Origin of the sequence: Aquisphaera insulae (genome assembly GCF_011064615.1) — a bacterium.
Lineage (GTDB): Bacteria > Planctomycetota > Planctomycetia > Isosphaerales > Isosphaeraceae > Aquisphaera > Aquisphaera insulae.
This window is the reverse complement of the sequence record NZ_JAALJH010000146.1, coordinates 1-12,778: the sequence shown is the minus strand read 5'-3', so window position 1 is coordinate 12,778 and position 12,778 is coordinate 1. Positions and strand designations below refer to the sequence as shown.

The window sequence follows — 12,778 nt, the reverse complement described above, 5'->3', positions numbered from 1 at the left end:
GAAGACATGCAGGCGGTAGGGTGGGAACTCGCCCTTCCAGTCCGTATCCAGGACCGGGCCGTCCCAGCCGCAGGGGAAGTGCCCGATCTGATACCAGGGGACAAGGACCGGGACATTGAATAGCGGCGTAATGACATCAGCATACTCAGTCTCCGTCGCTATCCCAATCAGGTCCCACGTGACCTGGTGATAGAAGGCATCTGGGGGCAGCGACAGGCGTGAGCCGATCTCCTCGATATGGCCGAAGAGTGGCTTCAAGACGAGCCTGACCTCGGCCACGAGCGGATTCCAACCCTGGGCCCGGTGCCAGTCTCGGCTATTCACGGAGCGATAGTTGGTGTTGTTCACCTGCAACGTCAGGCATTCCCAGACATGGCTCCGACGCGGCTCGACCGCCTCGTCCCAGGAATGGATGGCGATGACCCCCGGGTCGCTGATCGATTCGCCAACGTGTTCGAACCAGGGCCAATCCTCCATGGCTCGAAGTAGGACACGGGTTTCCTCGCGCATGCGACGCCTCTCATCCATGGCACGGCGAGATTGCCTTGCAACCTGCTCACGCCCCATCGGACACTTCGGCAAGCACCTTGACGAACTCCTCGAAAGCCTCGCGCTCGTCGCGAGTCAGCTTCGAGGTCGGCTCCGATCTCGCCGCGAACTTCAATGCCGCACGACTGATTTCCGGCTTCGGTGTCGCCAATCCGGCCAGCTCCATCAGCGTGGCCTGAGGGAGACGAAGGGCCTGGGCGAGTTGGTAGATGGTCCGCACTTCCGGCACGGCCCGATCGCCTTTCTCGATTTCGAGGATCGCCGCGAGGTCGACGTCGGCTCGCTCCGCCAACGTCTCGACCGTGAGTCCCTGGTCCCTTCTCGCGTACTCGATCAAGCGGCCGAAAGCCGGCTTGATGCTCGCCGTGCCGGGAGACAGCATGCCGAGGTCCGCCGCCAGGCCGCCGACCGAGACGGAACGGCAGGTATCCTCAATGTCAGCCGCCTTGAGCAGCCAGTCACGCGACTGCCCTTTTGGCTTGTTCCTGTTTGACATGGTTATCTCCCCCATCGTTCCCCACGAGGATGAAGTCGTCGGGAGCCATACCGTCGAGCAGGGCCGCTTCCACGAAGCTTCCATCCGAACGCCTCTGGATCTGGATGGATTCGCTACTCACAGAACCATGACCTCCGCCTTCGCCTTGGCCTCGTCTTCGAAGAAGAGCTTATCGCCCCGTTCAATCCTCGCGTCCACCATCTGGTAGAGCCGGAGAGCCTGCCGGAGGACCGCCGTCTTCGAGAGGTCTTTCTTCTCGGAAAGCTCTTCGAGAGTGGCCATCTCGGCGTCGGTCAAATTCAGGGTCATCGTTCGTTTGGCGCCCATTCAAGATCCCTCCTCCCCCGTGATTATAGAATGATCGGCCATCAAGTCAATGTTTTTTGGCTATTTGTTGGCCAACGATGATACCGCGGTCGCCGAAGTGGGTGCCGCCGATGCAGGGCACCTCGCTCACCCAGCCTCTCTTTCCCGTACCGCGGGGCGATCCTACAATGGGCCGATCAGGGTCGTGCAAATCCCTCGTGTCCAATCGTCCGCCCGTCGATGAACCTCCGGCCTCGCAGGAGTCATCCCGACATGTCCAAGTCGATCGCAGACGCGCAGCAGCAGAGTCCCCTGGCCGACCTGGACGACTGGGAATCGGCGCACGTCGCCGACGAGGCCGAGGCGCCGATCGCCCGCGAGGGCAAGAAGGAGTCCGAGTTCCGCGATTACCGCAAGAACGTCCGGGCCGGCGTCCGGGAGTTCTACAGACTCCAGCACACGAACCAGACGCTCGACTTCGTCCTCGCCAAGAAGCGCGAGTATCTGTCCCGACAGCGGAAGCGGATGGGCGTCTGGGAGGCGATGGAGTTCCTCAACACCCTCGTCGACGACAGCGACCCGGACACGGACCTCTCGCAGATCGAGCACCTGATGCAGACGGCCGAGGCCATCCGCGCCGACGGCCATCCCCGCTGGTTCGTCCTCACCGGGCTCGTCCACGACCTGGGGAAGATCCTCTGCCTCTTCGACGAGCCCCAGTGGGCGGTCGTCGGCGACACGTTCCCCGTCGGCTGCGCCTACTCGGACGACATCGTCTTCCCCGAGTTCTTCGCCGACAACCCGGACTCGAAGGTCCCCGAATATCAGACCCCCTGCGGGATCTACGAGGAAGGCTGCGGCCTGGACAACGTCCACCTCTGCTGGGGCCACGACGAGTACCTGTACCACGTCGTCAAGGACCACCTCCCCGAGGAGGGCCTGGCGATGATCCGCTACCACTCGTTCTACGCCTGGCACCGCGCCGGGGCCTACGCGCACCTGACGAACGAGAAGGACCGGCGGCTGCTCGAGTGGGTCCGCAAGTTCAACCCGTACGACCTGTACTCCAAGGGCCACACCAAGCCCGACGTCAAGGCGCTGGCTCCGTTCTACCGGGAGCTGATCGCCGAATACTACCCGCCCCAGCTCGCCTGGTGAGGCTGGCGGACCTGGAGGTCGTATGAGCGAGGTCGATCCCAGGCGGCCGGCGACCGGGATGTCGCCGGCGGCGATCCTCGGCGACGTGCAATTCTGGATCCCGGTCGTCGTGCTGGCGGCCGGGCTGGCGCTCCTCTCCATCCTGAAGTGAAACCATGACCATCGATTCTCCGGTGGCCGAAGCCGCGACGCGCGGCCCGCGGTCGTTGCACGGCGTGGGCGTGATCAGCGGGCTGGCCGCGGGGGCGTGGCTGGGGGCGGCCGAGGCGCCCACGAAGCTCGTCGCCGCGGGCCTGACGCCGTTCATCGTCTCGCTGGGGATGGTCGCCGGCGTGTTCGTCGCCCGCTGGACGGTCCCCGTCGCGCTGCGGGGGACGCACTCGCTGGCGAGCGACCTGAAGGCCAGGCCGCACCTCATCGCCTGGGCGATCCTGGCGGGGATGCTCTGGGCGGTGGCCAACACGCTGACGGTCTTCGCGATCCGCGACGTCGGACTCTCCATCGCCTTCCCGCTCTGGAACACCAACAGCCTGATCGGCCTGCTCTGGGGCTGGCTGCTGTTCAACGAATTGCGTGGGTCGGCGCCGAAGGACTGGGCCAAGGTCCTGGGCGGGGCCGCCGCGATCGTCGTCGGCACCTGCCTGCTGGCCTATGCCACCCAGCACCCCGGCGGAACCGTCGCCGACGGCGGCGGCGGCCGGGCCCGCGGGATCCTCGCCGCGCTGGGGGCGGGGGTGATGTGGGGGACCATGTACATCCCCTACCGCAAGGCGTACATCAGCGGCATGAACCCGCTCGCGTTCGTCACCGTGTTCACGGTCGGCGAGCTGGGGACGACCCTGGCGCTCGCCCTGGCCTACCAGGGGGGACCGGCCGGCCTCCAGGCCGAGCTGGCCAGGGCGCTGCCGTCGCTCTTCTGGCTGTTCCTGGGCGGGTTCTGCTGGGTGCTCGGGGACCTCTTCCAGCAGTATGCGGCCAAGTACATCGGCATCGGCCGGGGCATCCCGCTCTCCAACACCAACCAGCTCTGGGGCCTGGCCTGGGGGGCCCTCGTCTTCAACGAGCTGGCCACGCTCAGCACCGAGGCCCACCTGCTGGTCGTCGGCGGCTCGCTGGTCATGATCGCCGGGGCCGTCGCCATCGGCCTGGCCGAGGCGCCGGCCTCCGAACAGTCCTCGTGGCGGCTGGCGATGGAGCGCGAGTGCCGCCGCTACGGCCTGGACCCCGTCGAGGTCGCCGCCGCCGTGGGCGGTGAGGAAACGCCCGAAACCGGCCCGGGGCGGCGTCCCTGGTGGGAGTTCCTGATCGTGGCCGCGGCGGTGGGAATCTTCGCCTGGCTCGGCATGAACGCCGCGATGCCGGCGATCGCCATGGACTTCCGCTGGATGGCCGTCCTCTCGGCGCTCTCGCTGGTCTTCCTCGCGGTCGGCGGGACGATCCTCTGGAGACGCACCCGCTTCTCGTGAACGCGACGCCCTGTGTTCGCCCCTCTTCGCGCGCGGGGATGGTCAGAGACCGAGGATGATCCTGAGAATCCGATCGACCCGGTCCATCGTCGCCTTCGTGGTCGCGCCGTAGCGGCGACCGAGGCGGTCTTTCGAGATCGCCCGGACCTGCTCGACCATGATGACGCTGGGCTTGATCAGTCCCCCTTCGGGCGGGATGACAGGGACGTGGCTCGGCAAGCCGCGGGCCGTCCCCGTGATCGGGATCACGACAACCAGGCCGCGAGGTCCGCTGTTCAGGGCATCGTCCGAGACGATCAACGCGGGCCGGCGTCCCGCCTGCTCGCGGCCGACGGTCGGGCTCAGGTCCACGTCCCAGATCTCACCTCGCGCCGGACTTGCCGCGACGGTTCGGCCGCTGCTCATGAGTCCGTGGCTCCTCTTCGAGTCCGTCGGCGAGCGTCCCCTCCCAGGCCGCATCCTCTCCCTGGAGGTCGGCCCGGGCCGCGGGATCACCCCGGTTCGCCTCACACGCGGCATTGAAGTCCGCCCAGAACTGCTTGCGCTCCAGGTCGCGCACGGCCTCGTCGACCAGGGCGGTGATGGTGGCGTTCGACCGGTCCGCCATGCTGCGCAGGACCTCGTGTGTGGACCGGCTGATCCGGATCGTCAGACTCGTATCGGCCATGGCCAACTCACCCGATCTGCAGGATAGACGACATTCTTGCCGTCAAAATTGTAGACCAGGTCGTGACAGCGGTCTACCACGTTTCCGAACGCGCAGGGAATCAGAAGGAATCAATGGCCAAGAAGGGAAGTCACAATCGATGGCCCTGCGCTGAGGACAGTCCATTCCCCCTTGGATGCCTGGCCATCGATGCCCATGCCCGACCATTGATGCCCATGCCTGGGTACGGGCGGGCGGTGGCGTTGCCGGCGGACTCCCTTCAGGCCGAGCCGTCCGAGTGCGGGCTCACCAGCTCTGGGCGAGGGTGACGAGCTGGTCCAGGGCCGCGCCCCAACCGCGGTGGAACCCCATGGCCTCGTGCTTCGAGCGCCCGTCCTCCGTGCTGTGGAGGACGGTCGCCCTGTACTTCGTCCCGGGACCGTGTGGCTCGATCTCGATGATCGCGGTGAAGACGAACGGCACGTCGGCCGAAATGTTCGCCGGCCGGTAGCCGGGCAAGAGGGCACCGGTCCAGACGAGCTTCCTGTTCTCCACGATCTCGAGGTAGCACCCGGTGTTCGGGAACTGCTGCCCCTCGGGCGACTCCATCAGGGTGTGGAACTTCCCACCCGGCTTCAGGTCGATCTCGCAGCCGACGGTCTTCCACGGCGCCGGGGTGAACCATTTCATCAGGTGCTCGGGCGTCGTCCACGCCTTCCAGACGAGCTCGGGCTGGACGGCGATGACACGTTCGAGCACGAGGTCGGTCTTCGGATCAAATTGCGTCACTGGGTCTGCTCCTTGAGGTCTTCGAGATACGAATCGAGCTGGTCGAGGCGGCGCTCCCAGAGCAGGCGCTGGGTCGCCATCCAGTCCTCGGCCTCCCGCAACGAGCTAGGCGCCAGCTCGTAGGTGCGAACCCGCCCGGACTTGCGGGACCTGACCAGCCCGCATTTCTGCAGGACGTCCAGGTGCTGAAGGAAGGACGGCAGGGCCATCCGGAACGGCCGGGCCAGCTCGCTCGTCGCGGTCGGCCCGCGCGAGAGCCTCTCCACCACGGCCCGGCGGGTCGGGTCGGCCAGGGCCTGGAACAGGAGATTCAATTGGGCCACATGGCTAGGCATTAGCCTAACTATAGACGAAAAGAAGGTTAGGTCAAGACCTAGCCATCGTTCCCGGCGGAGCTTGCCATTGGCCTTGATCGAAAGCTCTCGTCGCGGGTGAGCTCGGTCGTCCGGACCATCCGGGTTGCGGCACTGCATTCGCAGCGTGGAGTGGATTCATGCAGACGATCGGACGAGCTGGGCGCGCGTAACCGGAGATTCCAATGCGGAACAACACATCCATCGGGCGGAGATCCTTCCTCGGCGGCGTCGCGACGGGCCCGCTGCTCGGCATGATTCCACCCGGCGAGGCGAAGGCCGACGACAGGACGCCCCAGGGCCTGATCGTCCGCGAGTCCGAACCGAAGAACCTGGAGATGCCATTCTCCTCCGTCGACGGCTTCCTCACGCCGGCCTCTCGATTCTACGTTCGGAGCCACTTCGCGATCCCGCAGGTGGAAGCCTCGAGCTGGCGCCTGAAGGTGGAAGGCTCGGTCGCCAGGCCGTTCGAGATGGGACTGGACGAGCTGAAGGCCCTACCACCGCAAACCAGAACGGCGATGCTCGAATGCGCCGGCAACGGGCGGGTCTTCCTCGTCCCGAAAGCCAAGGGCCTCCTCTGGGAGACGGGGGCGGTGGGCAACGCCGAATGGACCGGCGTGCCGCTCAAAGCCCTGCTGGAGCGTGCGGGCGTCAAGGAGGGTGCCGTGGACGTCATCCTGGAGGGAAGCGACAAGGGGAAGGTCGAGGAGGAGCCGAAGTCGCCCGGCGAGATCCCCTTCGCCCGGAGTGTGCCGCTGGCCAAGGCCCTGGGCGACGTCCTCCTGGCCTACAGGATGAACGGCCATGCCCTGTCCCCCGAGCACGGCTTCCCCGTCAGGGCGATCGTTCCGGGCTGGTACGGGATGGCCTCGGTGAAATGGCTCTCCCGGGTGATCGTCGCCGACCGTCCGTTCGCCGGCTATTTCCAGACGCTCGATTACTCGATCTTCGAGCGGATCCATGGAGAGCCTACGCTCGTCCCGCTCACCGAGAACGCGGTGAAGGCCCAGGTCGCACGCCCAGCCCGCGACGAGGTGATCCCGAAGGGCGAGAAATATCGCGTCTTCGGGGCCGCGTGGGCTGGCGAAGCCCGTGTGGCCAGGGTGGAAGTGAGCGTCGATGGAGGGAGGAGCTGGGCGGAGGCGAGGCTCCTCGGCGAACCCGCGCATCACACCTGGCGGCTCTGGGAGTGGAACTGGTCTCCTGAAAGATCGGGGCGTCATTCGATCATGGCCCGCGCGACCGATGAACGGGGCCGAGCACAGCCACCGAAGCGGGACACGGACCTACGAACGGTCATGATCCACCACGTCGTGCCCGTCGATGTGATGGTCGAATAGGCCGCTCACCCGCGCTTCTCCTTCCGCTTCGGAACCGGAATTGCTCCGTTCTTCCGGCAAAGGAGGCCCCAGGCGGAGCAAACCATGGCGAAGAAATCCGGCGACGTCTCGATCGGTAAGTTCGACATCCTGGCGACCTACACCTACGCCAAAGGGCTGCTCGACGGCCTGGACGACAAGGAAGCCCGCGAGCGGGGCATGGTCGCGGCCATCATGGGGGCGAAGGCCAGGCTCGGCAAGCCGAGCGGCACCGCCGAGGATTACCACGCCGATAAGTCGGCCGCCGAGAAGAAGAAGAAATCGACCATCACCGCCGCGTCGTTCGACAGACAGGTCGCCGACAAGATGGGACCGTTCTTCGACGGGACCTTCCTGCCCGCGCTCAAGCAGCTAGCCGAGGCGGGGCTGACCTACGACGAGGTGAAACGTCTGGTCAAGATCCCCAGGATCTGGGGGGCGAAGATCAGCGGCGAGACGTTCAAGGAGCGGGCGGTGGCACCGAAGCGGAGGTGAGGGCTCGTCTAGCCCGATGCCCGGATGCTCGCCGCGCAACAGCCCGCGCCCCGCTCCGGGCGAGGCCATTCCTTCTTCTCGGGATCGTGGCCCGACTCAAGGTAGGCCTTGATGTGCTCAACGGCGTCGGGGCCGTCACAAGGCGTCGGGGGTCAAGTGTAAAGTGGCTCATCCGGCAGAAGTGTGCGCGGGCTTCAGGATGAGGCCAAATCCGGCTCTCCCCCTTACCAAGGGGGAGTCGGAGGGGGTGAATGGTCCGGGCCACGGCGATCGAATCCACCCCCCTGAATCCCCCCTTCGTAAGGGGGGAACGATGGCCCTCTCGGCCCGCCCAGGCGAGCGAGACCGAGACGGCCTCGGGACTCGCAACGGCCATCGATCGCCGCTCGAGCTCGAAGCCCCGGACCGCATCCCTCACCCGGCCACCCGCTTCTTCCCCCAAGGCCGTCTTGCCCCTTCGGCCGTGAGCCTCCGATCGGGCGCTCGCTCCTCCCGGATGAGCCTTTAAAGTGTCGGGGGGCACAAAGGCTTCGGAGGCCAGGTTTTTTGTTTTTTCGACGCTCGGTCACCAGCAACAAGACCTGCTCCCCCGCGATGATGACCCCCGGCGAGTGGAGTCGGGATTCCTCACTTCCCGCGATCCAGCGCCCCGGCCGCCGCGTCCTGGAAGGCCTGGCGCACGTCGGAGGCGTCGGAATTCGGGTAATCGGCCCTCTGGATCATGAGGATGTAAGCCCGCTTCTTGATGGGGTCGATCCAGGCCTGGGTCCCGTATGCCCCGCCGTGGCCGAAGGTGCCGGGGGAGAGAATCGCGGTGATCCCTTGCGGCTCCCGGGTGACGGCCCAGCCCAGTCCCCAGCCGTTGCCGGGCGTGAAGCCGGTCTTGAGATCGCCCGTCTGCACCGAGGTCATCAGGGCGACGGACTCCGGCCTGAGATAACGCTTGCCGTCGAGCTCGCCGCCGTTCAGGATCATCCGGCAGAAGCGGGCATAGTCCCCGGCCGTCGAGAACAGGCCGCCATTGGCCGCCGGGTAGCGATCCCGGCTGGTCGGAGCCTTGCCGTACAGGATGCTCACCGGGGTCGCGCTCAGCTCGCCCTGATCGCTGCGGCGATACGAGGTCGCGAGCCGAGGGACCTGCTCCTCGGAAAGGTAGAAGGTCGTATCCTTCATCCCCAGGGGGCCCGTCAGTCGCTGCTCGAGGAAGCGGTCGAAGGGCATGCCGGAGGTCACCTCGACGATCCGGGCGGCCGTGTTGATCCCGGACTGGCAGTAGGCCCATTTCGATCCCGGCGGGAACTGGACGGGCTTGCTGACGTAGATCGGCACGAGCCCGGCCAGATCCTTGACGACGCGAGCCTCGTCGGGCGTGGCCTCGGCCATCCCCGAGGTATGGGTGAGCAGGTGGCGGATCGTGACCTTGACCGGCTTCCCTTCCGTGTCCTTCAGCGCCTTGAACTCGGGCAGGTGCGTCTCGACGAGGTCGTCGACCGACAGCTTGCCCTCGTCCTGCATCATCATGACGGCGGTGGCCGTGATGGGCTTGGTCATCGAGGCGATCCAGAAGAGGGAATCCGGCCGCATGGCCCGGGCCCCGGCGATGTCCGCCTTGCCGGTGGCGTCCCGATGGACGATCCCCTCGGGCGTCGCCACCAGGGTGACGGCGCCGGCGATCTCGCGGTCGGCGACGCATTTCCTCAGCGCTTCGCCCACGGCGGGAATCGAGGGTGCGGTCCCCGAGGATTCCTGAGCAAGGCCCGGAGTGGCCATCAGGCCGATGGTCGTGATCGTGGCGGCCAGCCTGTTCATGTGTGCCTCGCGAGGGTGCTCGAGTGGGTCCGGAGGATCGGGGCCATCGTACAGCGAGCCCGCTCACAGGCAAGGCATGGGCGATCCGTCGGGAGCCGAACGAGGCGAGGACCGCCACGCCGATTTCGCGGCCGAGACACGAGACGGCCAGAGATCGCTTGCCGCATCCAGGGGCTTCGGAAGATGATGGCCGTGCGGCGGCCCCGGGTCGGCGACCGACGGTTGCACCTCCGCCCTGCCATCCCCCTCGAGGTCGACATGCGGAGCTTACTGGCCCAACTCGGTCTGATCGCCTCTCTCTGCCTGCCGGCACAGCTCGGGACCGCGCAGGCCGAGGAGCCCGGCGGCACGAAGGAAGTCCGCTACCGGGAGAGCCGGGCGGCCATCGCGAACCCGGAGCGCGGCTTCTATGCGGCCCGGATGAGCGGACGGATGAACGGGCTCGAGGGCCTGCGGGCGCGCGGGATCACGCTGCTCCTGGTCGAGATGGACCTGCGGGAATTCAAGGACCGAGAGATCAGCCCGGAGAAGCTCGCCGAGTTGCGGCGAGCCTTCTCCAGGGCCAGGGAGAACGGGCTGAAGGTGATCTTCCGCGCCGCGTACGGCTTCACCGGGCGGGACTATCGGGCCGACCCCAAGGACCTGGGGCGGATCCAGGGCCACATCAAGCAGCTCGCGGCGGTGTTCCGGGCGGACCGAGACGTCCTGTTCGCGGTCCAGGCGGGCTTCCTCGGCCCCTGGGGGGAATGGCACGGATCCAATCACGGCGACCCCCCGTCCCTGGAGGCGCGCCGTGCCGTGCTGTTCGGCCTGCTCGAGGCCGTCCCCTCGCCCGTCCCGGTGCAGGTCCGGCGGCCCATGTTCATCCGCGACCTGTTCGCCGACGAGCCCGACCTGACGGCCGAGGCCGCCGCCAAGGGGGTGTCGCTCGCGAGGACCGGCTGGCATGACGACGCGCTCCTGAGCCTGCCGACGGACATGGGCACCTACGCACAGCGCGGCTGGGATCGGGACCGCGAGCTGCGCTGGTGCGACAACCACGGGCGTTACGCCCCGTTCGGCGGGGAGACGGTCCCCACCTCGGCCCGGACGCCGATCGAGCAGGTGGTCCGAGAGCTCGGGCTGCTGCACGCGACCTACCTGAACATCTCGTACCACCGGGGGACGCTGGACGGCTGGCGAAAGGCGACGCACCTCGGCGAGAACGCCTTCGATCACATCGAGCGCCGGCTTGGCTACCGGCTGGTCGCGGATCGGCTGAGCTACCAGGCGGTCGCGCCGGGTGGGACCCTCCGCATCGAGCTGGAGCTGAGGAATGTCGGTTTCGCCGCCCCCGTCCTTCCGCGTGAAGCGGCGTTCGTGCTGAGCCGGGGAGAGGCCCAGTACCGTGCCGTCGCCGACGCGGACCCCCGGAGCTGGGGCCCGGGCGGGGCGATCCACGTCATCGGCGAGCTCCGCGTGCCGCCGGAGGCCCCCCGCGGCCCCTGGACGCTGTCGCTGCACCTGGCGGACCCGTCGCCCGGCCTGCGGGACGACGGGCGCTATTCCATCCGACTGGCCAATGAAGACATCCGCTTCCTCGAGCCATCCGGCCGCAATATCCTGGCCGAGGACGTGGACGTCCGCTGACGGGCGGCGTTTGCCGCAGCCACGTGTGGCCCGCTGGCCTGCCACGCCGAATCCGCACGCGAATCCGCGCGAGGGCGAGTCCCCCTGGGTGCCTGGCCAGCGATAGTCCGCCGCAGACCTCTCTGCCGGGGTTATGGTAGGATCCGCGAAGTCCAAGGGTGCGCCAGCCGGGTCATGTGCTGGAGGGTGGGGATGAGCACGGTCGAACGATCCGAGTCGCCCCCGGGGCGGGCGCGACGGCGGCGGATGAGCGTGGATCAGTACGAACGGCTGATCGCGGACGGAGTCATCGACGCGGATGCGCCGGTGGAGCTGATCGAGGGAAGGATCGTCGGCAAGATGACCAAGGGCGACGCGCATTGCACGGCCGCGGACCTGGTCCAGGTGGCCCTCATGGCGACGCTGGCCGGGGCCGGTTGGCTCGTGAGGATCGAGAAGCCGGTGGCGATCCCGAGCAAGAAGAGCATGCCCGAGCCGGACTTCTCGATCGTCAGGGGCGGCCCGCGAGATTACGAGGATGGCCAACCGAGGCCGGACCGCGTCGGCCTGGTCGTCGAGATCGCCGACACGTCGCTCCGGCGGGACCGCCGCCGGGCCAGGACCTTCGTCGCCGGCGGCATCCCCGAGTGCTGGGTCCTCAACCTCGTCCAGGGCCGCCTGGAGGTCTTCCGCCCCGGGTCTGCCGATCCCGAGATCATCGGCGCCGAGGGCTCCGTCGAACTCGTCCTTGACGGCAAGTTCGTCGCCCGGATCGCCGTCGCGGACCTGCTGCCACGCCGCAAGGCGACCGATACGCCCCGCTGAAAAGGGCGCGTGGCGATCGATCCCGAAGGCTCAGGCAACCCGGGTAAGGCCAGGTCAGGGAGCCGCGACGCTCTCTGACATGGCCTCCATCAACTCTGCCGGGGTTATGGCTGGATCCGCGAAGGCCAAGGGTGCGCCAGCCGGGTCATGTGCTGGAGGGTGGGGATGAGCACGGTCGAACGATCCGAGTCGCCCCCGGGGCGAGCGCGACGGCAGCGGATGAGCGTGGAGCAGTACGAACGGCTGATCGCTCACGGTGTCATCGACGCGGACGCTCCCGTGGAGCTGATCGAGGGAAGGATCGTCGGCAAGATGACCAGGGGCGACGCCCACTGTGTCGCGGCACAGATGGTCCAGGACGCGCTCGCATCGCTCCGGGGGGCGGGCTCGGGCTGGCTGGTCTGGGTCGAGAAGCCGGTGGCGATCCCGGACAGGAGGAGCATGCCCGAGCCGGACGTCTCGCTCGTCCGGGGCGTGCCGGCCGACTACCTCGACGGGGCGCCTCGGCCGGATCGCGTCGCGGTCATCGTGGAGGTCGCCGACACGTCGCTCCGGCGGGATCGGCGACGCGCCAGGATCTTCGTCGCTGGCGGCATCCCCGAGTGCTGGGTCCTCAACCTCGTCCAGGGCCGCCTGGAGGTCTTCCGCCCCGGGGCCGATCCCGAGATCATCGGCCCCGAGGGCTCCGTCGAACTCGTCCTTGACGGGAAGCTGGTCGCCCGGATCGCCGTCGCGGACCTGCTGCCACGCCGCAAGGCGACCGATACGCCTCGCTGAAAAAGGGCGCGTGGCGATCGATCCCGAAGGCTCAGGCAACCCGGGTAAGGCCCAATACCGTTCAACGAAGGGTAGGGGCACACAGGCTTCGGCAGGGTCTCAAACCGCGATGGTACGAGACCGAGGTCAGCGTCACGTCA

The 12,778-nt window shown here is 67.4% G+C and carries 16 protein-coding genes; 8 read left to right on the top strand and 8 right to left on the bottom strand.

Annotated features, from left to right (window positions below; translation table 11 throughout):
* The 3 genes from G6O54_RS35265 to G6O54_RS35255 form a co-directional block, all read right to left on the bottom strand.
* On the bottom strand, positions 1-510 hold a 510-nt coding region (locus tag G6O54_RS35265; protein WP_165235134.1), incomplete at its 3' end, for a hypothetical protein.
* 46 nt (positions 511-556) lie between these two features.
* Complete coding sequence (locus G6O54_RS35260; protein WP_165235131.1) at positions 557-1,129, bottom strand: helix-turn-helix domain-containing protein; 573 nt, start codon at positions 1,127-1,129, stop codon at positions 557-559.
* A gap of 33 nt (positions 1,130-1,162) precedes the next feature.
* Entirely contained in the window at positions 1,163-1,372 is a 210-nt protein-coding gene (locus G6O54_RS35255) for a ribbon-helix-helix protein, CopG family (RefSeq protein WP_165235128.1), read from the bottom strand.
* Positions 1,373-1,624: 252 nt separating this feature from the next.
* On the opposite strand from G6O54_RS35255, the gene G6O54_RS35250 reads away from it, so the two are divergent.
* Genes G6O54_RS35250 through G6O54_RS35245 form a run of 3 tightly spaced genes read left to right on the top strand, consistent with a single transcriptional unit; the run spans position 1,625 to position 3,975 of the window.
* Entirely contained in the window at positions 1,625-2,509 is an 885-nt protein-coding gene (locus tag G6O54_RS35250) for an inositol oxygenase family protein (protein WP_165235125.1), read from the top strand.
* Between the two features lie 22 nt (positions 2,510-2,531).
* Positions 2,532-2,660: a hypothetical protein gene (locus G6O54_RS38465; protein WP_256369024.1), complete on the top strand. Its 129-nt coding sequence runs from the start codon at positions 2,532-2,534 to the stop codon at positions 2,658-2,660.
* Between the two features lie 4 nt (positions 2,661-2,664).
* Positions 2,665-3,975 carry an EamA family transporter gene (locus G6O54_RS35245; RefSeq protein ID WP_165235122.1) on the top strand — a complete coding sequence of 437 codons (1,311 nt, stop codon included), beginning with the start codon at positions 2,665-2,667 and terminating at the stop codon, positions 3,973-3,975.
* A gap of 42 nt (positions 3,976-4,017) precedes the next feature.
* On the opposite strand, the gene G6O54_RS35240 is transcribed toward G6O54_RS35245, so the two are convergent.
* The 4 genes from G6O54_RS35240 to G6O54_RS35225 all read right to left on the bottom strand — a co-directional run bounded on the left by G6O54_RS35240 (position 4,018) and on the right by G6O54_RS35225 (position 5,745).
* A complete protein-coding gene (locus G6O54_RS35240; protein WP_165235119.1) occupies positions 4,018-4,380 on the bottom strand; it encodes a type II toxin-antitoxin system PemK/MazF family toxin in 363 nt (120 codons plus the stop codon).
* Positions 4,337-4,642: a hypothetical protein gene (locus G6O54_RS35235; RefSeq protein WP_165235116.1), complete on the bottom strand. Its 306-nt coding sequence runs from the start codon at positions 4,640-4,642 to the stop codon at positions 4,337-4,339. Before G6O54_RS35235 ends, G6O54_RS35240 begins: the two co-directional genes overlap by 44 nt.
* Positions 4,643-4,927: 285 nt before the next feature.
* Entirely contained in the window at positions 4,928-5,410 is a 483-nt protein-coding gene (locus G6O54_RS35230) for an SRPBCC family protein (protein ID WP_165235113.1), read from the bottom strand.
* Positions 5,407-5,745: an ArsR/SmtB family transcription factor gene (locus tag G6O54_RS35225; RefSeq protein WP_165235109.1), complete on the bottom strand. Its 339-nt coding sequence runs from the start codon at positions 5,743-5,745 to the stop codon at positions 5,407-5,409. The genes G6O54_RS35230 and G6O54_RS35225 overlap by 4 nt, the downstream gene beginning before the upstream one ends.
* Before the next feature lie 203 nt (positions 5,746-5,948).
* Here G6O54_RS35225 and G6O54_RS35220 point away from each other — a divergent pair, with 203 nt between their 5' ends.
* Together G6O54_RS35220 and G6O54_RS35215 are read left to right on the top strand one after the other, a co-directional pair.
* A complete protein-coding gene (locus tag G6O54_RS35220) occupies positions 5,949-7,106 on the top strand; it encodes a sulfite oxidase (RefSeq protein ID WP_205679145.1) in 1,158 nt (385 codons plus the stop codon).
* An 84-nt stretch (positions 7,107-7,190) separates the two neighbouring features.
* Positions 7,191-7,619, top strand: coding sequence for a hypothetical protein (locus G6O54_RS35215; RefSeq protein WP_165235106.1), 429 nt, complete (start codon positions 7,191-7,193; stop codon positions 7,617-7,619).
* Positions 7,620-8,246: 627 nt separating this feature from the next.
* Here the strand turns inward: G6O54_RS35215 and G6O54_RS35210 are convergent.
* Positions 8,247-9,428 carry a serine hydrolase domain-containing protein gene (locus G6O54_RS35210; protein ID WP_165235103.1) on the bottom strand — a complete coding sequence of 394 codons (1,182 nt, stop codon included), beginning with the start codon at positions 9,426-9,428 and terminating at the stop codon, positions 8,247-8,249.
* 258 nt (positions 9,429-9,686) lie between these two features.
* Between G6O54_RS35210 and G6O54_RS35205 the strand changes: the two genes are divergently transcribed.
* The 3 genes from G6O54_RS35205 (at position 9,687) to G6O54_RS35195 (ending at position 12,638) form a co-directional block, all read left to right on the top strand.
* Positions 9,687-11,057, top strand: coding sequence for a DUF4832 domain-containing protein (locus G6O54_RS35205; RefSeq protein ID WP_165235100.1), 1,371 nt, complete (start codon positions 9,687-9,689; stop codon positions 11,055-11,057).
* A gap of 192 nt (positions 11,058-11,249) precedes the next feature.
* On the top strand, positions 11,250-11,861 hold the full coding sequence (locus tag G6O54_RS35200; RefSeq protein ID WP_165235097.1) for a Uma2 family endonuclease: 612 nt from the start codon (positions 11,250-11,252) through the stop codon (positions 11,859-11,861).
* A 165-nt stretch (positions 11,862-12,026) separates the two neighbouring features.
* The gene (locus G6O54_RS35195) at positions 12,027-12,638 is read left to right on the top strand and encodes a Uma2 family endonuclease (RefSeq protein WP_165235094.1); all 612 of its coding nucleotides are present in this window, start codon (positions 12,027-12,029) and stop codon (positions 12,636-12,638) included.
* The last annotated feature ends 140 nt before the right edge of the window (positions 12,639-12,778 follow it).